This window comes from Variovorax sp. 770b2 (genome assembly GCF_900115685.1).
Classification (GTDB): domain Bacteria; phylum Pseudomonadota; class Gammaproteobacteria; order Burkholderiales; family Burkholderiaceae_C; genus Variovorax.
The window spans coordinates 1,835,352-1,860,215 of record NZ_FOXJ01000001.1 but is presented as its reverse complement, the minus strand read 5'-3'; the positions used below and the strand labels follow the sequence as shown (position 1 = coordinate 1,860,215).

Below are 24,864 nucleotides of genomic sequence, written 5' to 3'. Positions count from 1 at the left end.
GCCTATTTGCCGCGCCTGGCCATGCCTTGCAGCAAGGGGTGTGCCTGCAAGCGTTGCTGCAGCCGTTTTTTCCATGGCGCGGGCAGCGTCGAGGCGTCGATCATCCCGGGCCAGAGGCTGCGCGCGAGCCGCGCCGTGTCGGCGACCACGCGGCGCACCAGCGGCTCGTGCAGCCCGGTCGAGAAGCAGAAGGCGCGCACGTTGGCGGGGGTGAAGAGGGCGGTGCGCCTGGGCGTTGCGGTGTTCGTCGGCAGGAGGGGAAGCGCATGGCCGTCGACGCCCTGGATCGCCGCATACGCGACGATGTCGTAGGCCGGCGCCAGGCGGGGTGCAATGCCATCGATGTACAGCACGCCGAAGTTCTTCAGGTGGGCGTCGGGGTTGCCGAGCAGGTCGTTCACCGCGAGGCGCCGCACGAGCTCGAGCACCGCGTCCTCGCCCAGCGAGGGAAAGGCCTGCATCGCCAGCGCCATGTCCAGGTAGCTCGCGCTGTACTTGTGCATCGGGTCCACGGCGAGCACTTGCGCAAAATCTTCGAAATGGATGCGGCGCGCGCCGTCGCGATCGAAGCGCGTGACGGCCAGGAAGTCGGGCTCGTCGGGCAAGGCGTAGCTGTGTTCGGCCTTGATGGCCGAGAGTGGCGCGAGTTCGGCGTCGCACACCTGGACGCCCGCGGCACCCGCCATCCGCAGCGAGAGCATCTCAAGCTGCGGCATGTGCGGCCGCCCGGCCACGGGCAGCTTGGCGATCACGCGGGTGCTCGCGCCGGCCCGCGTGCGCGCCACGTAGCGCCCGCCCTGGCGGCGCAGGCCCAGCTTGGGCTGCACGCCCGACACCGAGATGCCCTGCGGCATCGGCAACTCGACCACCGACATCTCCAGCGCGTCCTGGTCTTGCGTGATGAGCCGCTGCAGCGTGCTGCGGTCCACCGACACCGGTTTGGCGCTCACCGCGCCGGGCAGGTCGCCGCCGCAGGCCGCGAGCAACTCGAAATGATCGTTCTCGCGGCAACCGCGCAACTGCGCGATGTGGCTGCGCAGCACGCCTTCGGGCAGCAGGTTCTGGAAGAAGCGGGGGAGCTGTCCGCCCTGGGCGTTGAAGAGCGGGTTCTTCACATCGCTCCAGAGGGCGGCTTGCGTGGCGGGGTCGCTCGCCACCATCGAGAGGGACAACACCTCCGGCGGCGGCGCGGCGATCAGTTCGGGCTCCGCCACGAAGCGGCACAGGTCTGCGTACTGGAACAGCTTGCCGAAGCGCCGCGTGCCCAGCGAGATCTCCAGGATCTTGACGTTCATGGCGTGCGGCGCTTGTTGGCGTAGGGCGGCGGCGCGGGTGCCTGCGCGACGGCATGGCCCACGCGCGTGGTGACCGGGCGGTAGCCGGGATCGGTGCCCGTGCTTTCGCCGAAGCCCTTGGGCGCCAGTTGCAGCTCCAGCCCGAGCGCATCGACCAGCGCCAGCAGCGACGACATCTGCGGATTGCCTTGGAGGCTCAGGGCATTGCGCACCGAGCGCTCGGTCAGCCCCGAGCGCAGCGCAATCTCCGCGGTCGAGAGGCCCGCGGCGTCGCGCCGCGCGGCGAGGGTGGTGATGAGTTCCTGCTTGGTCACGGAAACATATTACCGTAAATGGAATTTGGGGAAATATATTTCCTCTGGAGCCACGCCATCCGGCGGGCTTATTTCGGCAGCATCGTGAAAAAGGGCATGACCACGCCCATGACCCAGTTCTGCCCGAAATCGAGCGCTGCGCGGCGGTATTTCTCGTCGGCCTGCGCGGCCAGCAGGTCGAGCCGGGCCACCACCTTCGACAGTTCGCGATCGGCCACGAGGTTGCGCCCGCGCTCGCTGATCTCGGTGGCCAGCAGCAGCGGCTGGCCGTCGGGGCCGGTCTTGGAGGAAATCAGCCAGAGCGAGATCTCGAAGTTGCGCGCGGCCCGGTAGCTGTTCTCGGCGTTGACGCCGTCGACCATGGTCTGCTCCCAGGTGCCGCCGTTGGCCTGCTTGAGCATCGAGGCCCAGCCGACCACCAGTGCCGCGACGCGGTCGCCCTGGTAGGCCTGCGGACCGGTATCGAAAGCCAGCCGGATCGCGTCGATGCCGGTGGCACCGCGCAGATCGGGCAGGTCGGGGCCTTTGAGGATCGCGTCCCAGGTGCGCTGCATGGCGTCGTCGATGCTGGTCGCCGACTTGCGCCATTCCCGCGGATTGCGCCGGTAGAGCGTGGTCTGCACACGCCGGATCGACTGCAGGTTGTCGCGCAGCGAAAGGTTCGCGATGCGGTTGGCGCCGGATTGAAGCCATTCCTGGTTGGCATAGGGCTCGGCGCGGTCGGTGGACCGGACCGACGAACAGCCTGCCAGGCCGATCAGGGAGGCGGCGCCGGCCAGAAGGCAGGTGCGTCGTGCCGCAAGGGGTAAAACCGGAGAAAGACTCATGCCCTGACGTTATCATCCAAGACTGGGGCGGCGGCTCGCTTCAAGCTGCGGGCCCGTGCAATTTTCCTTACAAATCAATACCTTGGCGCTAACGTCAAGGCAGGCCGACAAGTCGTGCGTCTTAATTCCATCAAGCTTTCGGGCTTCAAGTCGTTCGCCGAACCCACCAACTTTCTGCTGCCGGGCCAACTGGTCGGCGTGGTCGGGCCCAACGGGTGCGGCAAGTCGAACATCATGGATGCGGTGCGCTGGGTGCTCGGCGAATCGCGCGCCTCCGAACTGCGCGGCGAATCGATGCAGGACGTGATCTTCAACGGCACGACCACCCGCAAGCAGGCCAGCCGTTCGAGCGTCGAACTGGTGTTCGACAACGCCGACCACCGCGCCGGCGGCCAATGGAACCAGTTCGGCGAAATCGCCGTGCGGCGCGTGCTCACGCGCGATGGCACCAGCAGCTACTACATCAACAACCAGCCGGTGCGCCGCCGTGACGTGCAGGACGTGTTCCTTGGCACCGGCCTCGGGCCGCGCGCCTACGCCATCATCGGCCAGGGCACGATCAGCCGGATCATCGAATCCAAGCCCGAGGAACTGCGCCTGTTCCTGGAGGAAGCCGCCGGTGTCTCCAAGTACAAGGAGCGCCGCCGCGAGACCGAGAACCGCCTGGGCGACACGCGCGAGAACCTCGTGCGCGTCGAAGACATCCTGCGCGAACTCAACGCCAACCTCGAGAAGCTCGAGAAACAGGCCGAGGTGGCCGCGCGCTACAACACGCTGCAGGGCGATGCCACCAGGAAGCAGCACCAGCTGTGGTTCCTGAAGCGCAGCGAGAGCGATGCGGACCAGGCCAAGATCAAGTCCGATTCGGAAAAGGCGATCAACGACCTCGAATCGCGCACCGCAGACCTGCGCCACATCGAAGCCGAACTCGAGACCGTGCGCCAGGCCCATTACGCCGCGGGCGACCAGGTCAACCAGGCCCAGGGCAAGCTCTACGAAGCGAGCGCCGAAGTCGGCCGGCTCGAGGGCGAGATCCGTTTCGTGGTCGAAGGCCGCCAGCGCGTCGAGCAGCGGCTGGTCCAGTTGCGCGAGCAGATGGGCCAGTGGGGCACGCGCCGCGAAGAGGCCGAAGTCGAAATCGAACGGCTGGCCGGGCAGGGCGTCGATGCCGAAGAACAGGCCATCCTCCTGGCCGCCCAGCTCGAAGAACACGACGCGCGCATGCCCGAGCTCGAAGACGCCGTGCAGCGCGCCCAGAACGACGCCAACACCCAGCGTGCGACCGTCTCGCAGGTGCAGCAGCAGATCCAGGTGCTGGCCGCCGACCAGCGCAACATCGAAGACCAGAGCCGCCAGCTCACGCAGCGCAGCGAGCGCCTGCGCGCCGACCAGAACGCACTGGCCGCACCCGACGAGGCTCGCCTCGCCGACATGCAGGAGCAGCTCGCCGCCGCGCAGGAAACCGCCAGCGAAGCCGAGGCCCGCCTGCACGAGCTGCAGGAGGCCGTGCCGCAACTGGACGACGACCGCCGCGCGAAGCAGCAGGCCGTCAACACCGAAGGCGCGCGCCACGCCGAGTTCTCGGCGCGGCTCGAAGCGCTGCGCGCGCTGCAGGAAAAGGTCAAGACCGACGGCAAGCTGGCCCCCTGGCTCGCCAAGCACGGCCTCGATGGCCTGCAGGGCCTGTGGAGCCGCATCCACATCGAGCAGGGCTGGGAAAGCGCGCTCGAAGCGGCCCTCCGCGAGCGCCTGGGTGCGCTCGAAGTCAGCCGGCTCGACATGGTCCGCGCCTTCGGCAACGACGCGCCGCCGGCCAAGCTGGCTTTCTACAGCCCGCCGTCGGCCGGTACGCCGCAAGGCACGGCGACGCTGCCGCGGCTGTCGAGCCTGTTGCGGCTGAACGATGCCGGCCAGCAGGCGCTGCTGAACGACTGGCTTCATGGCTGCTACACCGCCACCAGTTTCGAAGAAGCGCTGGCGCAGCGCGCCACGCTGCAGCCGGGCGAAGTCATCTACGTGCAGAGCGGTCATGCCGTGTCCTCGCACAGCGTCAACTTCTACGCGCCCGATTCCGAACAGGCCGGCCTCCTGGCCCGCCAGCAGGAAATGGAAAACCTGGAGCGCCAGCTGCGCGCCCAGACGCTCATCAACGAAGAGGCGCGCACCGCGCTGATCCGCGCCGAAGCAGCCTACGGCGACGCCGCGCAGCGCCTGGTGACCGCGCGGCGCGAAGCGGCCGACACCCAGTCGCGCGCCCACGAACTGCAGGTCGAGACCCTGCGCATGACCCAGCTCGCCGAGCAGACCCGTGCGCGCAGCCAGCAACTGGCCTCCGACCTCGGCGAAGTCGACGCGCAACTGGAGGAACTGCAGGAAAAGCGCATCGCCGCCGAAGGCCGCTTCGAAGAGCTCGACATGCAACTGGCCGACAGCCAGGAGCGCCACGCCCAGCTGGACGAACGCGTGATCGAGGCCGGCCGCGCGCTGACCGCCAGCCGCGAGCAGCACCGCAGCCTCGAACGCCAGGCGCAGGAGGCCACCTTCTCGCAGCGCACGCTGGAAGCCCGCCGCGCCGAGTTGAACCGCGCGATCGAGACCGCCTCGCAGCAGACCGTTGCACTCACCGACGAAGACGAGCGCGCCCGCGCCGAGCTGGGCCGCCTGTCCGATGCCGCCGCGCAGGCCGGCCTGCAGGACGCGCTGTCGCTCAAGCTCGAACGCGAAACCTCGCTGGGCGCCTCGCGCAGCCAGTACGACGACCTCACGCTCAAGCTGCGCGCCAGCGACGAGCGCCGCCTGCAGCTGGAGCGCGAGCTCGATCCGCTGCGCCAGCGCATCACCGAATTCCAGCTGAAGGAGCAGGCCGCGCGCCTGGGTGTCGAGCAGTACCAGCAACTGCTGGAAGACGCCGGCGCCGACCTCGAGGCCATCGCGCAATCCATCGAGACCGACAAGGTGCGCCTGACCGGCCTGCAGAGCGAAATCGACCGCCTCAACCGCGAAGTGGTTGCGCTGGGCGCGGTGAACCTGGCTGCGCTCGACGAACTCGCGATCGCGAGCGAGCGCAAGATTTTCCTGGATGCCCAGTCGGCCGACCTGAACGAAGCCATCGGCACGCTGGAAGACGCCATCCGCAAGATCGACGCCGAAACGCGCGACCTGCTCGGCGGCACCTTCAAGATCGTCAACGAGCACTTCAGCCGCATGTTCCCCGAGCTCTTCGGCGGCGGCAACGCGCGGCTGGTGATGACGGGCGACGAAATCCTCGATGCCGGCGTGCAGGTGCTCGCGCAGCCACCCGGCAAGAAGAACCAGACCATCCACTTGCTCTCGGGCGGCGAGAAGGCGCTCACGGCCATCGCGCTGGTGTTTGCCATCTTCCAGCTCAACCCGGCGCCGTTCTGCCTGCTGGACGAAGTGGACGCGCCGCTGGACGACGCGAACACCGAACGCTATGCCAAACTCGTGACCGCCATGAGCCGCGAAACCCAGTTCCTCTTCATCAGCCACAACAAGATCGCCATGGAAATGGCCGAGCAGTTGATCGGCGTCACGATGCAGGAGCAGGGCGTCTCGCGCATCGTCGCGGTCGACATGGAGGCCGCGGCCTCCATGGTCGAGGCCGCTTGAGTCGAGCGGCGCGCATGAGCAACCTCACTCTCGCTCTCTCCATTCTTGGAGGCCTCGTTCTCGCGGCCGTCGTCGGCTACGAAGCCCTGATGTCGCGCCGCAACGCGCCACGCCAGCCCGATGCGGTAGATGCAGCGCTGGCCGACGTGGAACGCTCGATGTCGTCGGGCGACGGCGTGGAGCCGATGCTGCACGTCGATCCGAACCAGCGCTCGGCGCACGACCGCCACGAGCCTTTGTTCGATCCCGACCTGCCGGCGCCCAGCGGCGTTCCGGTCGCCACCGGCGAGCGGCGTGGCGGGCTCGATCCGCTGATCGACGTGATCGCGCCGGTGTCGCTGGACGGCCTGGCCTCGGGCGACGCCGCCATCGCGGCCATGCCGCCGACGCGGCGCGCGGGCAGCAAGCCGGTGGCCATCGAAGGCCTGAACGAACACAACGGCCAATGGGAGCCGCCGGTGGCCGGCCAGCGCTACAGCGCGTTCCAGGTCGGCGTGCAGCTGGCCAATCGCACGGGCGCGCTCAACGAGATCGAATACTCCGAGTTTGTGGTCAAGGCGCAGGCCTTTGCCGATGCGGTCAACGGGTCGCCGGAGTTTCCCGAGATGCTCGACGAAGTGGCGCGGGCCCGCGAGCTGGACCAGTTCGCCAGCGCGCACGACGCGCAGCTGGGCTTCGTGCTGCGCGCACTGCACGCGGCCTGGAGCCCGGGCTATGTGCAGCAGAACGCCGCCCGGCTCGGTTTCGTGGCCGGCATCATCCCGGGGCGCATGGTGCTGCCGACCGGGGAGGTCGGCTTGCCGCCGATCCTCGGCCTTGCCTTCGACACCCAGGCCGCGCTGGCCGACGACCCGGCGCAATCGGCCATCCGCGAGCTCAGCCTGAGCCTGGACGTGCCGCAGGTCGACCGCGGCGAAGAGCCGTTCCGCCGCATGCGCGAAGCCGCCGCCACGCTCGCGCGCGAGATGGACGGCGTGGTGACCGACAGCGACGGCCAGTTGCTGCGCGACGAGACGATGGACGTCATCGGCAGCGACCTGGAGCAGCTCTACGACACGCTCGATGCGCGCGATCTCGCGGCCGGCTCACCGCTCGCACGGCGCCTCTTCAGCTAATTCCGACTTCCGGGAGACACCCACATGACGACGCGCGACGAAGCGGCACGCGAAGCCGCCGCACTGAGCGAACAGCTCCACAAGCACGCCCACCTCTACTACGTGCTCGACGCGCCCGCCGTGCCCGACGCCGAGTACGACAGGCTGTTCCAGCGCCTGCAGGCCCTGGAGACCGAGTTCCCCGAACTGCGCACGCCCGATTCGCCGACGCAGCGCGTGGGCGGCAAGGTGCTGGACGGCTTCACCAAGGTGCGCCACAAGGTGCCGATGCTCTCGATCCGCACCGAGACCGACATCACGCCCGGCGGCGCGAGCGCCTTCGATGCGCGCGTGCGCAAGGAGCTGGGCCTGCCCGAAGATGGGCCGCAGGTCTCGTACGTGTGCGAGCTCAAGTTCGATGGCCTCGCCATGAACCTGCGCTACGAGAACGGCGTGCTGGTGCAGGCCGCGACGCGCGGCGACGGCGAAGTCGGCGAAGAGGTCACGCAGAACATCCGCACGGTGCGCGAGATTCCGCTGCGACTCAGCGGCAAGGCACCACCCGTGGTCGAGGTGCGCGGCGAGGTCTATATGAAGCGGGCCGATTTCGACGCGCTCAACGAGCGCCAGCGCGAGAAGATCGCGGCCGGCCAGAAGAACGAGAAGGTGTTCGTCAACCCGCGCAATGCGGCGGCCGGCGCGGTGCGCCAGCTCGATCCGGCGATTGCCGCGGCGCGGCCGTTGAGCTTCTTTGCCTACGGCCTCGGCGAAGTCACGCCGGCCGCGGAAGGCGGTCCGGATTGCCCGACGCAGTTCGACTGGCTGCAGCAGTTCCATGCCTGGGGTTTTCCGGTGGCCACGCAGACCGCGCGGGCGACGGGTGCCATCGAACTGATCGCGTTCCACGAGAACATCGGCCGCCAGCGCGATGCCTTGCCCTACGACATCGATGGCGTGGTCTACAAGGTCGACAGCGTCGAGTTGCAGCGGCAGCTGGGTTTCGTCTCGCGCGAGCCGCGCTGGGCGGTGGCACACAAGTATCCGGCGCAGGAGCAACTGACCGAGGTGCTCGGCATCGAGATCCAGGTGGGCCGCACAGGCAAGCTCACGCCGGTGGCCAAGCTGGCGCCGGTGTTCGTCGGCGGCGTGACCGTGACCAACGCCACGCTGCACAACGAGGACGAGGCCCGCCGCAAGGACGTTCGCGTGGGCGACACCGTCATCGTGCGGCGCGCGGGCGACGTGATTCCCGAAGTGGTCGGCGTGGTGCCCGAGAGCCTTGCCAAGCCGGAGGGCGAACGCGGCCCGGTCTTCACCATGCCGCACCAGTGCCCCGTGTGCGGCTCGGACGCGGTGCGCGAAGAAGAAGAGGTCGACTACCGCTGCACCGGTGGTCTCTTCTGCGCGGCGCAGCGCAAGGAGGCCATCCTGCATTTCGCGGCGCGGCGCGCGGTCGATGTCGATGGGTTGGGCGACAAGCTGGTCGAGCAACTGGTAGACGCCAACTTGATCCGCACCTTGCCCGATCTCTACAAGCTGGGATTCACCACGCTCGCGGGCCTGGACCGCATGGCCGAGAAGTCGGCCAAGAACCTCGTCGATGCGCTGGAGGCGTCCAAGAAAACCACGCTGCCGCGCTTCCTGTTCGGCCTGGGCATCCGGCATGTGGGCGAGAGCACGGCGAAGGACCTGGCCAAGCATTTCGGCAAGCTGGACGCCATCATGGATGCGACCGAAGAGCACCTGCTCGAGGTCAACGACGTGGGCCCGGTGGTGGCGCAGAGCCTGCGCACTTTCTTCGACCAGCCGCACAACCGCGAAGTCGTCGAGCAGCTGCGCGCCTGCGGGCTGACCTGGGAAGAGGGCGAGCCCGCGGCCCGCGCGCCCAAGCCGTTGGCGGGCCTGACCTTCGTGATCACCGGTACCCTTCCTACGCTGGGCCGCGACGAGGCGAAGGATAAGTTGGAGGCAGCCGGCGCAAAGGTCGCCGGTTCCGTCAGCAAGAAGACCCATTACCTCGTGGCCGGCGAAGAAGCCGGCAGCAAGCTCGACAAGGCTCGGGAAATCGGGGTGACCGTGATCGACGAGGCGCGTATGCTGGAGATTCTGGAGAACGGCGTCACGGAGTGAGGATCGGCCCAGCCGCCTCTTTACCGGCCGTTACGCAGCTTCATCGCAGCGCAGTCAACAGGGTCTACAACCTGACGTTGAAAGAAAACTGAAGGCCAACAAGGAGCCCCTCATGCAAAAAATTCGCGTTCTTGGTGCCAGCATTGCCCTCGGCGGCCTCGCGCTGTTGACCGGCTGCGTTGCGGTTCCGGGCGATCCGTACTACTCGGGCGGTTACTCGGAGCCGTACTACTCCGACTCGTCGCCGGTGGTCGTTTCACCGGCCCCGGTCTACATTCAGGGCGGAGGCTATTACGAGCGTGGCCGCTACTACGACCGTCGTCCGTACTACGGTCGTCCTGGCTATCCGGCCGTGCGTCCGGGCTACCCTGCGGTACGGCCCGGCTATCCGGCCGGGCGCCCGCCGGGCAACTGGGGCGGTGGTGCCCGCCCACCTTCCGCCGGTGGCGGCGTTCCTGGCATCACGCCCTCGCGGCCGCAGCAGATGCCTCAAGGCCGGGCGCGTTTGTGGACCTCGCCAGACTCGAAGAACAACACCCAGGGCATCCCGTGATCGTGGTGTGAGGCTGTCGCGATAATCGCGTGATGGCCATTCGCGAAATACTCAAGATGGGCGACCCCCGGCTGCTGCGCATCGCGCAGCCGGTCGCCGCTTTCGATACCGACGAACTGCACCTCCTGGTGCGCGACATGTTCGAGACCATGCATGCGGTCAACGGCGCCGGCCTCGCGGCTCCGCAGATCGGCGTGGACCAGCAACTGGTGATCTTCGGCACCGACATCGTCAACCCCCGCTACCCCGACGCGCCGCCGGTGCCCCGCACCGTGCTGCTGAACCCCGTCATCACGCCCATCGGCGAGGACGAGGAAGAGGGCTGGGAAGGATGTCTCTCGGTGCCGGGCCTGCGCGGCGTGGTGCCGCGCTTCGCCAACATCCGCTATACCGGCTTCGATCCATACGGCGACCCGATCGACCGGGTCGCCAGCGGTTTTCATGCGCGTGTGGTGCAGCATGAAGTCGATCACCTGCTGGGCAAGCTGTACCCGATGCGGGTGCGCGATTTCTCGCGCTTCGGCTACACCGAGGTCCTGTTTCCAGGCCTCGATGCGGCGGACGACGACTGAGGCGCCTAGCCCTGCTCGTTACCTGTTGCTGAGGCCGAAGCGGCCGCCGCCCGTGAAGGCCAGCGAGATCGCCGCGAACAGGAACATGCCCTGCAGTTCCAGCGCCCAGCCGCCCTGGCCGTTGATCGCGCCGAGGTCCTTGCGGTGCACCAGCCAGAGCGCCACCAGCATGTTGATCGCCACGATCACCGCGGCCGGCCGTGTGAACAGGCCGACGATCAGCAGCGCGGGTGCCAGGATCTCACCGACATAGACCCCGTACGCGAGGAAGGCCGGCAGGCCGTGCGAGGCCAGCATGCCGCCGATGCCGTCGACGCCCTTGGTGACCTTGGCCACGCCGTGCAGCAGGATGAGGATGCCCAGCGCGAGGCGCAGAACGAGCTTGCCGGTGTCGTCGGACTTGAACATTGTGTGATTCCTGTTCGGGAGAGTTGGTAAAGGGCCGTATGGTATTGCGGTATTGCAGCGTGGTCGGGCATATGCATCCAACCGCGTGTTCTTTGGCGCGCCGCGGCGACGCCCCGTACACTGCCTTTCGTTGTCTGTTGAGGAGAAACACACCCATGAAAAACCGATTCCGCCCGGCACTGATCGCCGCCGCATCCGTCGTCGTTCTTGCCGCCGCCGCGCCGGCCTTCGCGGGCAAGACGCTCGATGCGGTCAAGCAACGCGGCACCGTCAAGTGCGGCGTGACCAACGGCGTGGCGGGCTTTTCCGCACCGGACACCCAGGGCAACTGGTCGGGCCTGGATGTCGACACCTGCCGCGCCATTGCTGCGGCCGTGCTCGGCGATGCGAAGAAGGTCGACTTCGTGCCGCTCAATTCGCAGCAGCGCTTCTCGGCCCTGCAGGCCGGCGAAATCGACATCCTCGCGCGCAACACCACCTGGACGCTCACGCGCGACGCCTCGCTCGGCTTCAACTTCACCACCATCACCTACTACGACGGCCAGGGCTTCCTGGTGCCCAAGAAGCTCAAGGTGACCAGCGCCAAGCAGCTCAAGAACGCGACCATCTGCACCCAGTCGGGCACCACCAACGAGAAGAACGTCTCCGACTACTTCCGCGCGCAGAACATCCCCGTGAAGACCGTCGTCTTCGAGAGCTTCGAGGCCTCGTTCAAGGCCTTCTTCTCGGGCCGCTGCCAGGCCTTCACGACCGACGCTTCGGCGCTCGCGGGCCTGCGCAACAAGGAAGCGCCGAACCCCGACGACTACATCATCCTGCCCGAGCTGATCTCCAAGGAGCCGCTCGCGCCGCTGGTGCGCCGCGGTGACGACGAGTGGTTCGCCATTGCCAAGTGGGTGCCCAACGCGCTCATCGAGGCCGAGGAGGCCGGCGTCACGCAGGCCAACGCCGACGCACTCAAGGCCGGCAGCAAGGACCCGGCGCAGCAGCGCCTGGTCGGCACCGGCGAAGACCTGGGCAAGCTGCTGGGCCTGGACAAGGACTGGTCGTTCCGCGCGATCAAGGCCGTGGGCAACTACGGCGAGGTGTTCGAGCGCAACGTCGGGCCCAAGTCGGTGCTCAAGCTGCCGCGCGGCTCCAACAATCTGTGGAGCAAGGGCGGCCTGATCTACGCACCACCCGTGCGATGAGCCGTGAGGGCGCCTCGCGCCGTGGCGCCTGGCTGGCCTGGACCGTCCAGGCGCTGCTGGTGCTGGCCGTGGTGGCCGGCGCCTTCTGGGTGGTGCACCACGCGCTGGACGTGCTGCGCGCGCGGGGCGTGCGCTCTGGCTTCGACTTTCTCACCGAGCCCGCGGGCTTCTCGATCAGCGAGGGCTGGCTCGACTTCGACGCCAGCCAGCCTTTCTGGCGCGCCTTTCTCGCGGGCCTGATCAACACGGTGCGGGCGGCGGTGCCTGCTGCGATCTTCTCGGTCGTGCTTGGCACCTTGATCGGCATCGGCCGCCTCGCGCCGCACGTGCTGCTGCGCGGCATCTGCACGGCGTATGTCGAGCTGCTGCGCAACGTGCCGCTGCTGGTGCAGTTGCTGATGCTGGCCTTCGCGATGGCGAACCTGCTGCCTGATCCGACCGAGCCCGTCCGGTTATTGCCGGGCGTGTGGCTCAGCAAGGGCGGACTCAGCGTGCCCTGGCCCGTCGCGGGCGAAGGCAGCTGGTGGCCCACGCATTTCGAGTGGCCCGAGCGCGGTGATTTCGGCGTGAGCGGCGGCGCGGCGCTGAGTCCCGAGTACGTGACCATCGTCGCGGGCCTGTCGTTCTATTCGGCCGCGTTCGTCGCGGAGATCGTGCGCGCCGGCATTCTCTCGGTCTCGCAGGGGCAGGTGCTGGCGGGGCAGGCGCTGGGCCTGTCGCCCGCGCAGCAGTTGCGCATCGTGATCCTGCCGCAGGCGCTGCGGGTGATCGTGCCTTCGCTCACCAACCAGCTGCTCAGCCTGGTCAAGAATTCGTCTTTGGCCGTGGCCGTGGGCTATCCGGAACTGGTGTCGGTCGCCAACACCACCATCGGCTCGAACGGCCGGGCCTTCGAATGCATCGCGATCATCATGGCGATCTACCTCATGCTGTCGCTGGCGATCTCCTTCGGCATGAACCGCTACAACGCGCGCGTCGCCTTGCGGGGGTGGCGATGAGGAATGTTGCGCAGGGCCCGATCGCCTGGCGCCGCGAACTCTGGGGTTCGCCGCTGCGCGCGCTGGCGACCGTGCTGCTGATCGCGGTGCTCGCGTGGGTCGGCTTTCACATCGTCGAGTGGGCGGTGGTGCATGCGGTGTTCCGCGCCGACGCCGAGGCCTGCCGCGCGGTGCAGCACGGCGCCTGCTGGGGCGTGGTGGCCGAGAAATGGCGGCCGATGCTGTTCGGCCGCTTCCCTTACGAAGAGCAATGGCGCCCAGCCATCGCGGTGGTGGTGCTGTCTGCCGTCACCGTGCTGAGCGCCTGGCCGCGCAGCTGGCGCTGGTGGCTGGTGCCGCTGTGGATCGTCGCGCTGTTGCTGTTCGTGCTGCTGATGCGCGGCGGCGTCCTTGGCCTGAACCATGTGCCGACGAGCCGCTGGGGCGGCCTGCCGCTGACCATCGGGTTGGCGGTCGTGGGCCTTGCGCTGGCTTTCCCCCTGGCGCTGCTGCTCGCGCTCGGCCGGCGCTCGGGCTGGCCGGTGGTTCGCACGCTGAGCGCGAGCTACATCGAGCTGGTGCGCGGCGTGCCGCTGATCTCGGTGCTGTTCATGGCCTCGTTCCTGCTGCCGCTGCTGTGGCCGGCAGGTTGGCAGCCGGACGTGCTGGTGCGCGTGCTCGCGGGCCTCACGCTGTTCGTTGCGGCCTACCTGGCCGAGATCATCCGCGGCGGCCTGCAGGCCGTGCCGCGCGGGCAGACCGAGGTGGCGATGGCGCTGGGCTTCGGGCGCTGGCCGGTGCAGCGAGACATCGTGCTGCCGCAGGCCTTGCGCCTGGTCGTGCCCGCGCTCACCAACAGCGTGGTCGGCACGCTGAAGGACACCTCGCTCGTCACCGTCGTGGGCCTTTTCGAGCTGACCGGCGCGCTGGGCCTCGCGCTCGGCGGCGATCCGGTCTGGCGGCCGTTCTACCTCGAGGGGTATCTCTTCATCGCGGCCGTGTACTGGGTGCTGTGCTTCGGGCTCTCGCGCTACAGCGTGTGGCTGGAGCGCAGGCTGGCGAGCACGCCGGCCTGAGCCGCATCCGGCGGGCTGTCGTCCTGCAGTCCGAGCGCGACGGCCTTGTCCCGCGGCGCCTTCGTCACGAGGCTCACGGCCACGACGACCGCGGCGTTGATGGCCATGGCGATCAAGCCCGCCTCCCATTGCGGCACGGTCGTGGCCCAGAACTTCGCCGCGAACGGCGCCAGCAGCGCGACGAAGCCTGCGATCAGGCCCGCCAGCACGCCGATCGCGCTCGTGCGCTTCCAAAGGAACCCGAGGAACACGCCGGGCGCGAGCATGCCGATGGCCGAATACGCATCCAGCAGGATCTTCACCAGCGAGCCCTTCTGGCTCACCGACAGCCAGACAGCGATCGCCGCGAAAACCACCAGCGAACCGCGCGACAGCGCCAATGACGCGCGCTCGCTCAGTCCGCTCCTGAACGGCCGCACCACGTTGCGCGTGAAGATCGACCCGGCCGTCAGCAGCAGCAGCGAGCCCGGCGCCAGCGCCAGCAGGAAACCCGTGCCCGCCAGCAGCCCGACCATCCACGACGGATAGCGGTCGGACACGAACTGCAGCAGCGCCGCATTGAGGTTGCCGCCCGGTGGCTGCGTCTGCGCCAGCAGCGCCGCAAAGCCCAGCAGGATGATGAAGAAGTAGGCCAGCGAATACAGCGGCTGCCAGATCGCATTGCGCCGGATCGCCGTCGCGCTGTGCGCCGTGTACGACATCTGGAACAGGTGCGGGAACACCCAGTTCCCCAGCGCGATGTTGATCGCCGAGGTCATGAGCCAGATCGCGGTCGTCGGCGAGGTGGCGTCCAGGCCCGGGAACTTGCCGATGCCCGGGTGCTTCGCCTCCGCCATCGAGAACAGGTCGAGCAGCGAGGCCGCGCCCACCTTGCTGGCCACGGTGACGCTCAGCAGCACCACCACGACCACCATCAGCACGTCCTTCACGCCTGCGGCGAAGGCGGCGGAGCGCACGCCCGCCACGAACACGAAGGCGATCATCAACACGCCCGCGCCGATGGTCGCGGCCTCGCTCGTGATGCTGTTGCCCAGCGTGAGCTGCACGATCAGCCCGAGGCTCACGAGCTGGATCTGCACATAGACCACCAGCGAGGCGATGCCGACCACGCCCGTCAGCACGCCCAGCCACGGCGCCTCGTAGCGCGCGGCGAAGAAGTCGGACTGCGTGAGCAGTTTTCCGATGCGCCCCGCGCGCCAGATCCGCGGCATGAGCCAGTAGCCGACCGCGTAGCTCATCGAGACCGAGCAGAACGCAAGGTACGCCGGCGCGCCCAGCGCCCAGGCGTAGCCAGAGATGCCGAGCACCGCGAAGGTGGTGTAGACCTCGCCCGCGTTCATGAACCAGAAGATCAGCGTGCCCAGGCTGCGGCCGCCGACGGCCCAGTCGGCGAAGTTGTTGGCGCGGCGCGTGCGGCGGCCGTAGGCGATGGCGCCCGCCACGGTCGCGAGCAGGATGGCCAGGACGATGGCGAGCTTCATGGTGCGCCGTCCTCGTGGGTCTTCAGGCTGTGGGCGAGGAACGCGGCTTCCTCGGCTTCCACGCCGGCCTTGGCATCGAGGCGAAAGACGATCGCGATGACCACGCTGGTCAGCACGATGCCCGCCATCTGCCAGAACATGGGGAAGGGCAGTCCGAACGGGGTGAGCGCGATGTCGTTCACGGCGGGCGCCAGGCAGGCCTGCCAGATGAACGGAAAGACCAGCAGCCAGCGGTGTCCGAGGCGTCGCCGGGTGGGGCGTGGGGGGGAAAGCGGGTCGGCCATCTCGATGCTCCTGTAAAGTATTACTGCACGATCTGGGCGCGGAGTGTGCAGGGAAAATGCACAAGGCACAAGTGGGATGGAGGACATTATCCATTCGACGAACCCCGGATTTTCGAGGCCCACTTTGATGCTTGACGTGCACCACAACCGTACATACCATCCCGCTTGTTGTGCTGTTCAACTGCACAAATACAAAAGACAGAAAGACCCAGCCCATGATCGGCGACCGACTGAAGGAATTGCGAACGGCACGCGGCCTGTCCCTGCGCGAACTGGCGGCGCAGGCGGGCGTGTCCGCCACGCTGCTGAGCCAGATCGAGCGCGCCGTCACCGATCCCAGCCTGGAAACCCTGCGCCGGCTGGCGGGCGTGTTCGGCGAATCGGTGTCCTCGCTGTTCTCGGAGCCGACGCCGCCCACCGTCTGGATCAGCCGTCCGAGCCAGCGCGTGATGCTCACCGCGCCCAAGGGCCAGGTCGCCTACGAACGCCTGACGGCCGGCGCGGGCCAGCTGGAAGTGCTGCGCGCCGTGCTCGAGCCGGGCCAGATGTCGGCCGACGAGCCGCGCGGCCACGAATCGGCCGAATGCGTCTACGTCGTCGCGGGCGCGCTGGTGGCGCAGGTGGCGGGCGTCGACTACGCGGTGAAGGCCGGCGAGAGCATCTCCTTCGACGCGCGGCTGCCGCACCGCTACCTGAATGCGTCGAAGGCGCCGACCGAAATCATCCTGTCCGTCACCCCACCGAACCCCTGACCATGAACACCCCGACAACCCCGGTGACCCCGACAACCCTGGAAGACGGCGCCTTCACGCTCTACGACCTGCGCGTCGAAGTGGTCGCGCCCGAAGGCGCAAAGCTCTACTGCAACGCCAAGGTCGGCGACTATTTCGAGCTGCGCGGCGAGATGCTGCACCTGCCCGAGGGGCAGGGCTTCTCGATCTATTCGCTGGGCGCCTTGCTGCCGCTGCTCGCGGCCAAGCAGCGCCCCACCGACGCCAACGACTGGATGAGCACCGACGCCGAAGTGGCGTGCCCCGATCCGCATTGCCCCTCGCGCTTTCGCATCACGCGCACCGCGACGCGCGTTTTCCGCCACGCCGACACGACGGCCGTGGTCCACCCTTCCAAGTCTTCGAAGAAGAATCCATGAGCCAACCGCAACGCTTCGACCTCGCGCCGAACTATTCCATCTCCCGCCTGCTGAAGGGCGGCTGGCAACTGGCCGGTGGGCACGGCGGCATCGACCGCGCCGCCGCCATCGCCGACATGGCGGCCTACTGCGAAGCCGGCATCACCACCTTCGACTGCGCCGACATCTATACGGGCGTGGAAGAGCTGATCGGCGACTTCCGGCGCGAGCACATCGCGCGCCACGGCAGCGGCAGCCTCTCGCAACTGCGCGTGCACACCAAGTTCGTGCCCGACCTCGCGACGCTCGCGCAGATCGACAAGCGCCAGGTCGAGCAAACGATCGACCGCTCGCTGCAGCGCCTGGGCGTCGAGCGGCTCGATCTCGTGCAGTTCCATTGGTGGGACTACGGCGTGCCGCGCTATGTCGAGGTGGCGCACTGGCTGCAGGAGCTGCAGCGCGCCGGCAAGATCGAGCTGCTGGGCGGCACCAACTTCGACACCGCGCGCGTGCGTGAGCTCGTCGATGCCGACGTGCCGCTGCGCAGCATGCAGGTGCAGTACTCGCTGCTCGACCAGCGGCCGCAGCCGACGCTGGCGCCGTACTGCGCGGCGTCGGGCATCCAGCTCCTGTGCTACGGCAGCGTGGCCGGCGGGTTTCTCTCGGAGCGCTGGCTCGGTGCGAGCGAACCGCAGGAGCCGTTCGAGAACCGATCGCTGGTCAAGTACAAGCTGATCGTCGACGACTTCGGCGGGTGGGACCTGTTCCAGCAGTTGCTGCTGCAACTGCAGAAGGTGGCCCGGCGGCACGACACGTCGATTGCCACGGTGGCGATGCGCTGGGTGCTGCAGCAGCCGCAGGTGGCGGGCGTGATCGTCGGCGTGCGGCGCGGCGACCACCTGGCGGATCACCTGAAGGTGCTGTCGCTGCAGCTCGATGCAGAGGACATCGCCACGCTCGATACGGTGCTCTCGCAGCGCCAGCCGCCGAGCGGCGATGTGTATGCGGTCGAGCGCGACATCGAAGGCCGCCATGGCCGTGTGATGAAGTACGACCTCAACAAAGAGCCGCACTGAGCCTGTTCAGCCTTTGGGTCGCGGCACCAGTTCGGGGTAACCGGTTGCCGGATCGTGCTCACGGGCGAAGCGCCATTCGGGCAGCCAGGCGACCAGGATTTCGGCGGTGGTGCGCACCGTGCAGCCCGGCGCGACATGGCCGCCGCGCACCTGGCCCGCTGCATCCGACACGCTGATGTGCAGATGCGCGCCATCCGGCGAAAGCGTGCCGGACAGCGTGAGGATTTCGAGATCGCCTTCGAGCAAAGTGGCGCTTTCCACGCCGGCATACCGGATGCGCGCGCCGCGGAGGCTGCCGATGCCCGAGACCACGAAAGCCGCCTGGGCACCGCGCTGCCTGAGCGCTGCATCGAGCGCGGCGCGCAGGTCGTCGCCCGGGTTCAGGCGCAGCGCGTGGGCTTCCATGGCCGGCCGCCTGGCTTCAGCTCGACAGCGCCTTGTCCACCAACTGCTGCGCCTCTTCGAGGATGCGCGCTAGGTGCTCCGCGCCCTTGAAGCTCTCGCCGTAGACCTTGTAGATGTTCTCCGTGCCCGAGGGCCGCGCCGCGAACCAGCCGTTGGCGGTGACGACTTTCACGCCGCCGATGGCCGCGCCGTTGCCGGGCGCATGGCTCAATACGGCTTCGATCTTGTCGCCCGCCAGTTCGGTCGAACTGACCTGTTGCGGCGACAGGTTCGACAGCTTCTTCTTCTGCTCGACCGTGGCCGCCGCATCGACACGGTCGGACACCGGCTGTCCCAGCGCCTGCGTCAGTTCCGCATAGCGCTCGCCCGGATCGCGCCCGGTGCGCGCGGCGATTTCGGCCGAGAGCAGGGCGGGCACCATGCCGTCCTTGTCCGTGGTCCACGCCGAGCCGTCGTGGCGCAGGAAGGTGGCGCCCGCGCTTTCCTCGCCGCCGAAGCCCAGCGATCCATCGACCAGGCCATCGACGAACCACTTGAAGCCCACCGGCACTTCGTAGAGCTTGCGGCCGAGCCTTGCCGTGACGCGGTCGATCATCTGGCTGCTGACCACCGTCTTGCCGACGGCCGCAGCCGCCGGCCATTGCGGGCGGTGCGTGTAGAGGTAGTCGATCATCACCGCGAGGTAGCTGTTCGGCTGCATCAGGCCCGCGCTGCGCGTGACCACGCCGTGGCGGTCGTGGTCGGTGTCGCAGGCGAAGGCGATGCCGAAGCGGTCCTTCAGCGCGATCAGCTTGTGCATCGCGTCGGGCGAGGACGGGTCCATGCGGATGCGGCCGTCCCAGTCGAGCGACATGAAGCGGAAGGTCGGGTCGACCTCCTGGTTCAGCACCGTGAGGCGCTGGAGCTTGTAGCGCTCGGCGATGGCCGGCCAGTAGTGCACGCCGGCGCCGCCGAGCGGATCGACGCCCAGGTCGATCTGCACGCCGCGGATCGCGTCCATGTCCAGCACCTGCGCCAAGTCTTCGACGTAGGTGTTCAGGTAGTCGTGCCGGTGCGTGGTGGAGGCCTTCAGCGCCTGCGCGAGCGGCATGCGCTTCACGCCTTCGAGCCCGTTCGCCAGCATCTTGTTGGCGGCGGCTTCGACGGCGGAGGTGATGTCGGTGCCGGCGGGGCCGCCGTTCGGCGGGTTGTACTTGAAACCGCCGCTCTCGGGCGGGTTGTGCGAGGGCGTGATGACGATGCCGTCGGCCAGCCCCGTCGTGCGGCCGCGGTTGTAGACCAGGATCGCGTGCGACACGGCCGGCGTCGGCGTGTATTCGTCGTCCTTGGAGAGCATCAGCTCGACGCCGTTGGCGGCCAGCACTTCGACCGCGCTGCTGAAGGCGGGCGTGGAAAGGGCGTGCGTGTCGATGCCCAGGAACAGCGGGCCGTCGATGCCTTTCTGCTTGCGGTAGTCGCAGATCGCCTGGCTGATCGCCAGCACATGCCATTCGTTGAACGCATCGTCGAACGACGAGCCGCGGTGGCCCGAGGTACCGAAGGCCACGCGCTGCGCGGGCACCGAAGGATCGGGCCGGCCCGTGTAGTACGCCGAGATCAGGCGCGGCACGTTCACCAGCAAGTCGAGGGGGGCGGGCTGGCCCGCGAGAGGATTGGTTTTCTGACTCATGTCCGGGGTGCCCAGTCGTCGATATGAATGAGGTCGCCGATGCGCTCGATGGTGATGTCGGCGGGCGCGTAGGCGGCAATGGCCTGCGCATCGAGCGCGTAGTGGCCCTGCCGCACGAAGACAGTGGTGAGCCGCGGCCCCCAGATCGCCTTCATGGCCGAGAGCAGGCGCAGCTTGTCGTCGACCATCACGTAGTGCGCGGCGGGGTGGCACTCCTCGATGGTGTCGAGCATCTGCTCCTTGTGCACGTAGATCAGCACGCGGCCCTCGACGGCGTCCCACAGGCCCGAGCGCTGCACCTTGCGCGGCTGGAACACCACGTCGCCGTCGGACAGGATGACCGTGGGGCCGTGGCGGCGCAGATGCTTCAGGGCATCGAGCGCGCCGGGGTACAGGCGGTCGGCGAAGGGGTAGTCGATGAGAAAGCCCGACATCAGGAGCAGGCGCGAATCGCTCATGCCGCGCTTGCTTTCCTCGGCCCGGTAGCGCTGCAAGGCGCCCAGGTAATCGACGTAGCCGAGCTCGTTGCGCAGCGTCTCGAAGGCCGTCCAGTAGCGGCTGGCGCTCTCCGTGCCGAAGGCTTTTTCGAGGTGGGCGCGCAGGTCGCCGACGACGCCGTCGTTGTCGAGCAGGGTGTTGTCGACGTCGACCAGGAAAACGGTGTCAGGGTGCTGTGTCATGAAGGGGCGCCCATTGCGCCGGAGTGAGGCCGGAGTTGGCCGGAGCTGCATGCATCGGTTTCAGGATACGCCATCGAAAAGGCGGCGCCGATACCCATCGTGAATTAGTTGATGCTTTGTGTACCGCTGGCTTAACCTGTGCGCGTCGTGTCGTTTTTGGCGAATAAGCTTCACCCAGTTTCAAGGAGCAAAAAAGTATGCGCATGAAGAATGGTCGAAGCTGGTTGTGCCTGTCGGCGGTGGCCCTGTTGGTGGCGGGCTGCGCCGCCCCTCCCAAGGACCGCCCGCTGACCTCCGAGGTGCCCGAGCCGCCGAGCTTCGCGCCGCCGCCGGAAACCTGCCAGGCCGCGGCCGCGCGCTTCGGGCTCGGGTTGCAGGCGACCCAGGCGTTGCTGCAGGAAATGATGCAGCGCGCCGGCGCCAAGACGGGCCGCACGGTGCTGGCGACAGAAACGGCGAGCCCGGCGCAAGACGCGACGCGCCTCAATCTGCAGGTCGAGCCCACCGGCCGCATCGTCGGCGCGTACTGCGGCTGAAGCGGGCGATCAGGAGGCCAGCGCTTCCATCAGCTCGGTCTCGATCGCGAGCTGCGTCTTCTGGCCCTGCAGTTCGGGGCCGCTGATCAGGAAGGTGTCTTCCACGCGCTCGCCCAGGGTCGTGACCTTGGCCAGTTGCAGGTTGAGGTGATGGCGCGCGAGCACCCGCGCCACCGAATACAGGAGGCCCGCGCGGTCGCTCGCCGAGATGTTGAGCAGCCAGCGCTGCGCCTTGTCGTCGGGCAGGAGGCTGATGCGCGGCTTGATCGGAAAGCTCCGCACCCGGCGCGACACCCGGCCCATGCTCGGCGGGGGCAGGGCGCCGGCTTCGGTGAGCGTTTGCGCCAGGCCCGACTCCACCATGCTGATGAGGTCGCGGTAATGGTCGGGCAGGAAGGTGGTCACGACCTGGAAGGTGTCCAGCGCATAGCCGTTGCTCGTGGTGTGCACCTTGGCATCCAGGATGCTGAACGACGACTGGTCGAAGTAGCCGCAGATGCGCGCGAAAAGGTCGGGCTGGTCGGGCGTGTAGACCACCACCTGCAGGCCTTCGCCCACCGGCGACAGGTGCGCGCGCACGATGGGCGGCGCCTTCGGATCGACCGGCACGTTCGGCGGCGGCACGAAGCGCGAGAGCTGCTTGGCGTGCCAGGCGATTTCGGTGGCGTCGTGGCGCATGAAGTAGCCGACGTCCAGCGTGTCCCACAGCGCCTTGTGCGCCTCGAAGCGCTGGGCGTGCAGGGCCAGCTGCACCAGTGCCTCGCGCTTGCGCGATTCGACCTCGGCGTCCGGGTCGGGCATGCGGCCGCCCAGGGCGCGCAGCGTGTAGCGGTACAGGTCTTCGAGCAGCTTGCCCTTCCACGCATTCCACACGCGCGGCGAGGTGCCGCGGATGTCGGCGATGGTCAGCAGGTACAGGGCGGTGAGGTAGCGCTCGTTGCCCACGCGCCTGGCGAAGGCGCCGATCACCTCGGGATCGCTCAGGTCCTGCTTCTGGGCCACCTGGCTCATCACCAGGTGCTCGGCCACGAGGAATTCGATGAGCCTGGAGTCTTCGCGCGCAATGCCGTGCTGCTTGCAGAAGCGCTGCACGTCGCGCGCGCCCAGCGTCGAATGGTCGCCGCCGCGCCCCTTGGCGATGTCGTGGAAGAGTGCTGCCACGTACAGGATCCAGGGCTTGTCCCAACCGGCCGCGAGCTGCGAGCAGAACGGGTACTCGTGCGCATGCTCGGCGATGAAGAAGCGCCGTACATTGCGCAGCACCATCAGGATGTGCTGGTCCACCGTGTACACGTGGAACAGGTCGTGCTGCATCTGACCCACGATGCTGCGGAACACGCGCAGGTACCGCCCCAGCACCGAGGTCTGGTTCATCAGCCGGAAGGCATGCGTGATGCCGTAGGGCTGCAGCAGGATGCGCATGAAGGTCTGGTGATTGACCGGGTCGTTACGGAACTTGCTGTCCATCACGTGGCGCGCGTTGTAGAGCGCGCGCAGCGTGCGCGCCGACAGGCCCTGCACGCCGATGGTCTTCTGGTAGAGCAGGAAGGTCTCGAGCACGGCGTGCGGCTCGCGCTCGTAGAGGTCGTCGCTCGCGATCTCGATGAGGCCGGCCCGCTCGTAGAAGCGCTCGTTGATCGGCGTGTGCTGCTCGTCGCTCGGCTGCAGGCGCTCGGAGATGTTGAGCAGCAGGATCTGGTTGAGCTGCGACACGGCCTTTGCCGCCCAGTAGTAGCGCCGCATCAGCGCCTCGCTGGACTTGCGCTGCGATTCGCTTTCGTAGCCGAAGCTGGCCGCCACGGCCGTTTGCAGGTCGAACACCAGGCGGTCTTCGCGCCGGTTGGCAATCACGTGCAGCCGGGCGCGGATCAGCGAGAGCAGCGCCTCGTTGCGCTTGATCTGCTGCGCCTCGAAGGAGGTGGCCAGGCCGTTCTTGGCCAGGTCGTCCCAGCGGCTGCCGTAGCCGGCGGCCTTGGTCATCCAGAGGATGGTCTGCAGGTCGCGCAGGCCCCCCGGCGATTCCTTGCAGTTGGGCTCCAGCGCGTAGGGCGTGTTGTCGAACTTCTGGTGGCGGTGCCGCATTTCCTGCGACTTGGCCACGAAGAAGGCTTGCGGATCGATGGCGCGCGTGAAGCGGCGGCGGAAGGCGACGAAGAGCTTCTTGTTGCCCGCGATCAGCCGCGACTCGAGCAGCGAGGTCTGGACGGTGACGTCTTTTTCGGCCTCGGCCAGGCACTCGTCGACGGTGCGCACGCTGGAGCCGATTTCAAGACCGGCGTCCCAGCAGTGGCCGATGAAGGCCTCGATGCGGGCCGGGTCGATCGTGGCGGCGTCGCCCTCGGGCGGCAGCAAAAGGAGCACGTCGACGTCGGAATACGGGAACAGTTCGCCGCGGCCGAAACCGCCGACAGCCGCCAGCGTGAGCGAATCGCCGAAATCGGCCTCCTGCCAGAGGGTGCACAGCGTCTGGTCGGCCAGCGCCGAGAGCTGGCGCAGCACCGTGTGCACGCTGCGGGTGGGGGCGCGCGCAAAGCGCAGGGTGTCGAAGAGGGCGAGCTTCTTCGCGCGATAGGCTTCGCGCAGCGTCGCCACGTCGATCTTGGCTGCTTCGATCACGGCCGGGGGCGCGCTCGGGGCGCGTCAGGTCTTGGTCGAGGTGACGAAGGAGGGCAGCGGCGGGCTGCCTTCCGACAGGGTCAGCACTTCGTAGCCGGTCTCGGTGACGAGCACCGAGTGCTCCCACTGGGCCGACAGCGAATGGTCGCGGGTGACGATGGTCCAGCCGTCGTACTGGCCGCCCTTGAAGTCTTCCTTCACGTCGCGCTTGCCGGCGTTGATCATCGGCTCGATGGTGAAGATCATGCCGGGCTTGAGCTCTTCCATGGTGCCCGGGCGGCCGTAGTGCAGCACCTGCGGCTCTTCATGGAAGCGCTGGCCCACGCCGTGCCCGCAGAACTCGCGCACGATCGAGAAGCCCTGGCCTTCGGCGAACTTCTGGATCGCATGGCCCACGTCGCCCAGGTGGGCGCCGGGACGCACCTGCAGGATGCCGTGCCACATGGCTTCGTAGGTGACGCTGCACAGGCGCTTGGCGGCGATGGAAGCATCGCCGATCACGAACATGCGGCTGTTGTCGCCGAACCAGCCGTCCTTGATGACCGTGACGTCGACATTCATGATGTCGCCCTTCTTCAGGGGCTTGTCGTTGGGGATGCCGTGGCACACCACGTGGTTCACCGAGGTGCAGAGCGACTTGGGGAACGGGACGCTGCTGGCGCCCATGTAGCCCACCGTGGCCGAGGTGGTGCCCTGCTTGACCATGTATTCGGCGGCCAGCCGGTCCACGTCGTTGGTCGTGATGCCGGGCTTGATGAAGGGCGTGAGGTAGTCCAGCACCTCGGAGCCGAGGCGGCAGGCGACGCGCATGGCTTCGATGCCTGCAGCGTCTTTGTAGGTAATGCTCATGCCCGGAATTATCCCATCCACCAAGCTAAAATTCCGGGTTAACGCGGATGACCCCAGTCAGCGGCCATCCGCC

At 67.8% G+C, this 24,864-nt stretch carries 23 protein-coding genes; 12 read left to right on the top strand and 11 right to left on the bottom strand.

Going from position 1 to position 24,864, the window contains the following annotated elements:
* Positions 1–2 precede the first annotated feature (2 nt).
* The 3 genes from BM133_RS08435 to BM133_RS08425 form a co-directional block, all read right to left on the bottom strand.
* Positions 3–1,295, bottom strand: a complete 1,293-nt coding sequence (locus BM133_RS08435) for a type II toxin-antitoxin system HipA family toxin (protein WP_093432958.1) — start codon at positions 1,293–1,295, stop codon at positions 3–5.
* Entirely contained in the window at positions 1,292–1,609 is a 318-nt protein-coding gene (locus BM133_RS08430; RefSeq protein WP_093432956.1) for a helix-turn-helix domain-containing protein, read from the bottom strand. Before BM133_RS08430 ends, BM133_RS08435 begins: the two co-directional genes overlap by 4 nt.
* 68 nt (positions 1,610–1,677) lie before the next feature.
* Positions 1,678–2,436, bottom strand: coding sequence for a hypothetical protein (locus BM133_RS08425; protein WP_093432955.1), 759 nt, complete (start codon positions 2,434–2,436; stop codon positions 1,678–1,680).
* A gap of 114 nt (positions 2,437–2,550) precedes the next feature.
* Here BM133_RS08425 and smc point away from each other — a divergent pair, with 114 nt between their 5' ends.
* The 5 genes from smc to def all read left to right on the top strand — a co-directional run bounded on the left by smc (position 2,551) and on the right by def (position 10,415).
* Complete coding sequence (gene smc, locus BM133_RS08420) at positions 2,551–6,066, top strand: chromosome segregation protein SMC (RefSeq protein ID WP_093432953.1); 3,516 nt, start codon at positions 2,551–2,553, stop codon at positions 6,064–6,066.
* Positions 6,067–6,080: 14 nt separating this feature from the next.
* Positions 6,081–7,181: a cell division protein ZipA C-terminal FtsZ-binding domain-containing protein gene (locus BM133_RS08415; protein WP_093432952.1), complete on the top strand. Its 1,101-nt coding sequence runs from the start codon at positions 6,081–6,083 to the stop codon at positions 7,179–7,181.
* A gap of 24 nt (positions 7,182–7,205) precedes the next feature.
* Positions 7,206–9,290, top strand: coding sequence for an NAD-dependent DNA ligase LigA (gene ligA, locus BM133_RS08410; protein WP_093432950.1), 2,085 nt, complete (start codon positions 7,206–7,208; stop codon positions 9,288–9,290).
* A gap of 112 nt (positions 9,291–9,402) precedes the next feature.
* Positions 9,403–9,843: a hypothetical protein gene (locus BM133_RS08405; protein WP_093432949.1), complete on the top strand. Its 441-nt coding sequence runs from the start codon at positions 9,403–9,405 to the stop codon at positions 9,841–9,843.
* Between the two features lie 32 nt (positions 9,844–9,875).
* Positions 9,876–10,415, top strand: a complete 540-nt coding sequence (gene def / locus BM133_RS08400; RefSeq protein ID WP_013541635.1) for a peptide deformylase — start codon at positions 9,876–9,878, stop codon at positions 10,413–10,415.
* An 18-nt stretch (positions 10,416–10,433) separates the two neighbouring features.
* Here def and BM133_RS08395 read toward each other — a convergent pair whose 3' ends face one another.
* On the bottom strand, positions 10,434–10,823 hold the full coding sequence (locus tag BM133_RS08395; RefSeq protein WP_093432947.1) for a DoxX family protein: 390 nt from the start codon (positions 10,821–10,823) through the stop codon (positions 10,434–10,436).
* A 155-nt stretch (positions 10,824–10,978) separates the two neighbouring features.
* On the opposite strand from BM133_RS08395, the gene BM133_RS08390 reads away from it, so the two are divergent.
* Genes BM133_RS08390 through BM133_RS08380 form a run of 3 tightly spaced genes read left to right on the top strand, consistent with a single transcriptional unit; the run spans position 10,979 to position 14,066 of the window.
* Positions 10,979–12,013 (top strand): amino acid ABC transporter substrate-binding protein, encoded by a 1,035-nt coding sequence (locus BM133_RS08390; RefSeq protein WP_093432946.1) that lies wholly within the window; start codon positions 10,979–10,981, stop codon positions 12,011–12,013.
* Positions 12,010–13,011, top strand: coding sequence for an amino acid ABC transporter permease (locus BM133_RS08385; RefSeq protein ID WP_093432944.1), 1,002 nt, complete (start codon positions 12,010–12,012; stop codon positions 13,009–13,011). Before BM133_RS08390 ends, BM133_RS08385 begins: the two co-directional genes overlap by 4 nt.
* Positions 13,008–14,066, top strand: coding sequence for an amino acid ABC transporter permease (locus BM133_RS08380; RefSeq protein ID WP_093432943.1), 1,059 nt, complete (start codon positions 13,008–13,010; stop codon positions 14,064–14,066). The genes BM133_RS08385 and BM133_RS08380 overlap by 4 nt, the downstream gene beginning before the upstream one ends.
* Here BM133_RS08380 and BM133_RS08375 read toward each other — a convergent pair.
* The gene (locus tag BM133_RS08375) at positions 14,021–15,547 is read right to left on the bottom strand and encodes a sodium:solute symporter family protein (RefSeq protein WP_218158348.1); all 1,527 of its coding nucleotides are present in this window, start codon (positions 15,545–15,547) and stop codon (positions 14,021–14,023) included. The two genes, BM133_RS08380 and BM133_RS08375, sit on opposite strands and share 46 nt — an antisense overlap.
* Positions 15,544–15,831 carry a DUF3311 domain-containing protein gene (locus BM133_RS08370; RefSeq protein WP_093432941.1) on the bottom strand — a complete coding sequence of 96 codons (288 nt, stop codon included), beginning with the start codon at positions 15,829–15,831 and terminating at the stop codon, positions 15,544–15,546. Before BM133_RS08370 ends, BM133_RS08375 begins: the two co-directional genes overlap by 4 nt.
* A 215-nt stretch (positions 15,832–16,046) precedes the next feature.
* Between BM133_RS08370 and BM133_RS08365 the strand changes: the two genes are divergently transcribed.
* From BM133_RS08365 to BM133_RS08355, 3 genes are read left to right on the top strand one after another with little or no spacing between them, the layout of a single operon-like run.
* Positions 16,047–16,583, top strand: a complete 537-nt coding sequence (locus tag BM133_RS08365; RefSeq protein ID WP_042581832.1) for a cupin domain-containing protein — start codon at positions 16,047–16,049, stop codon at positions 16,581–16,583.
* A gap of 2 nt (positions 16,584–16,585) precedes the next feature.
* Positions 16,586–16,981 carry a TIGR04076 family protein gene (locus tag BM133_RS08360; protein WP_177224761.1) on the top strand — a complete coding sequence of 132 codons (396 nt, stop codon included), beginning with the start codon at positions 16,586–16,588 and terminating at the stop codon, positions 16,979–16,981.
* Positions 16,978–18,036 carry an aldo/keto reductase gene (locus tag BM133_RS08355; protein WP_093432940.1) on the top strand — a complete coding sequence of 353 codons (1,059 nt, stop codon included), beginning with the start codon at positions 16,978–16,980 and terminating at the stop codon, positions 18,034–18,036. The genes BM133_RS08360 and BM133_RS08355 overlap by 4 nt, the downstream gene beginning before the upstream one ends.
* A 6-nt stretch (positions 18,037–18,042) precedes the next feature.
* On the opposite strand, the gene BM133_RS08350 is transcribed toward BM133_RS08355, so the two are convergent.
* The 3 genes from BM133_RS08350 to BM133_RS08340 are packed head-to-tail and all read right to left on the bottom strand — an operon-like array spanning position 18,043 to position 20,790.
* Entirely contained in the window at positions 18,043–18,441 is a 399-nt protein-coding gene (locus tag BM133_RS08350) for a PPC domain-containing DNA-binding protein (protein ID WP_093432938.1), read from the bottom strand.
* A 16-nt stretch (positions 18,442–18,457) separates the two neighbouring features.
* A complete protein-coding gene (gene pgm / locus BM133_RS08345; RefSeq protein ID WP_093432937.1) occupies positions 18,458–20,110 on the bottom strand; it encodes a phosphoglucomutase (alpha-D-glucose-1,6-bisphosphate-dependent) in 1,653 nt (550 codons plus the stop codon).
* Positions 20,107–20,790, bottom strand: a complete 684-nt coding sequence (locus BM133_RS08340; RefSeq protein WP_093432935.1) for an HAD family hydrolase — start codon at positions 20,788–20,790, stop codon at positions 20,107–20,109. Before BM133_RS08340 ends, pgm begins: the two co-directional genes overlap by 4 nt.
* 203 nt (positions 20,791–20,993) lie before the next feature.
* Here BM133_RS08340 and BM133_RS08335 point away from each other — a divergent pair, with 203 nt between their 5' ends.
* Complete coding sequence (locus tag BM133_RS08335; protein ID WP_256219094.1) at positions 20,994–21,326, top strand: hypothetical protein; 333 nt, start codon at positions 20,994–20,996, stop codon at positions 21,324–21,326.
* A 9-nt stretch (positions 21,327–21,335) separates the two neighbouring features.
* Here BM133_RS08335 and BM133_RS08330 read toward each other — a convergent pair whose 3' ends face one another.
* Together BM133_RS08330 and map are read right to left on the bottom strand one after the other, a co-directional pair.
* Positions 21,336–23,942: a [protein-PII] uridylyltransferase gene (locus BM133_RS08330; RefSeq protein ID WP_093432932.1), complete on the bottom strand. Its 2,607-nt coding sequence runs from the start codon at positions 23,940–23,942 to the stop codon at positions 21,336–21,338.
* Positions 23,943–23,966: 24 nt separating this feature from the next.
* Positions 23,967–24,791, bottom strand: coding sequence for a type I methionyl aminopeptidase (gene map / locus BM133_RS08325; protein ID WP_093432931.1), 825 nt, complete (start codon positions 24,789–24,791; stop codon positions 23,967–23,969).
* Positions 24,792–24,864 lie beyond the last annotated feature (73 nt).

Coding starts and splice junctions, on each gene's coding strand:
- BM133_RS08350 (WP_093432938.1), bottom strand. CDS start 18,441: ATGGAAGCCCACGCGCTGCGCCTGAACCCGGGCGACGACCTGCGCGCC.
- BM133_RS08435 (WP_093432958.1), bottom strand. CDS start 1,295: ATGAACGTCAAGATCCTGGAGATCTCGCTGGGCACGCGGCGCTTCGGC.
- BM133_RS08425 (WP_093432955.1), bottom strand. CDS start 2,436: ATGAGTCTTTCTCCGGTTTTACCCCTTGCGGCACGACGCACCTGCCTT.
- BM133_RS08395 (WP_093432947.1), bottom strand. CDS start 10,823: ATGTTCAAGTCCGACGACACCGGCAAGCTCGTTCTGCGCCTCGCGCTG.
- ligA (WP_093432950.1), top strand. CDS start 7,206: ATGACGACGCGCGACGAAGCGGCACGCGAAGCCGCCGCACTGAGCGAA.
- BM133_RS08335 (WP_256219094.1), top strand. CDS start 20,994: ATGAAGAATGGTCGAAGCTGGTTGTGCCTGTCGGCGGTGGCCCTGTTG.
- BM133_RS08405 (WP_093432949.1), top strand. CDS start 9,403: ATGCAAAAAATTCGCGTTCTTGGTGCCAGCATTGCCCTCGGCGGCCTC.
- BM133_RS08370 (WP_093432941.1), bottom strand. CDS start 15,831: ATGGCCGACCCGCTTTCCCCCCCACGCCCCACCCGGCGACGCCTCGGA.
- map (WP_093432931.1), bottom strand. CDS start 24,791: ATGAGCATTACCTACAAAGACGCTGCAGGCATCGAAGCCATGCGCGTC.
- BM133_RS08340 (WP_093432935.1), bottom strand. CDS start 20,790: ATGACACAGCACCCTGACACCGTTTTCCTGGTCGACGTCGACAACACC.
- BM133_RS08385 (WP_093432944.1), top strand. CDS start 12,010: ATGAGCCGTGAGGGCGCCTCGCGCCGTGGCGCCTGGCTGGCCTGGACC.
- BM133_RS08365 (WP_042581832.1), top strand. CDS start 16,047: ATGATCGGCGACCGACTGAAGGAATTGCGAACGGCACGCGGCCTGTCC.
- BM133_RS08360 (WP_177224761.1), top strand. CDS start 16,586: ATGAACACCCCGACAACCCCGGTGACCCCGACAACCCTGGAAGACGGC.
- BM133_RS08380 (WP_093432943.1), top strand. CDS start 13,008: ATGAGGAATGTTGCGCAGGGCCCGATCGCCTGGCGCCGCGAACTCTGG.
- def (WP_013541635.1), top strand. CDS start 9,876: ATGGCCATTCGCGAAATACTCAAGATGGGCGACCCCCGGCTGCTGCGC.
- pgm (WP_093432937.1), bottom strand. CDS start 20,110: ATGAGTCAGAAAACCAATCCTCTCGCGGGCCAGCCCGCCCCCCTCGAC.
- BM133_RS08375 (WP_218158348.1), bottom strand. CDS start 15,547: ATGAAGCTCGCCATCGTCCTGGCCATCCTGCTCGCGACCGTGGCGGGC.
- BM133_RS08415 (WP_093432952.1), top strand. CDS start 6,081: ATGAGCAACCTCACTCTCGCTCTCTCCATTCTTGGAGGCCTCGTTCTC.
- BM133_RS08390 (WP_093432946.1), top strand. CDS start 10,979: ATGAAAAACCGATTCCGCCCGGCACTGATCGCCGCCGCATCCGTCGTC.
- BM133_RS08355 (WP_093432940.1), top strand. CDS start 16,978: ATGAGCCAACCGCAACGCTTCGACCTCGCGCCGAACTATTCCATCTCC.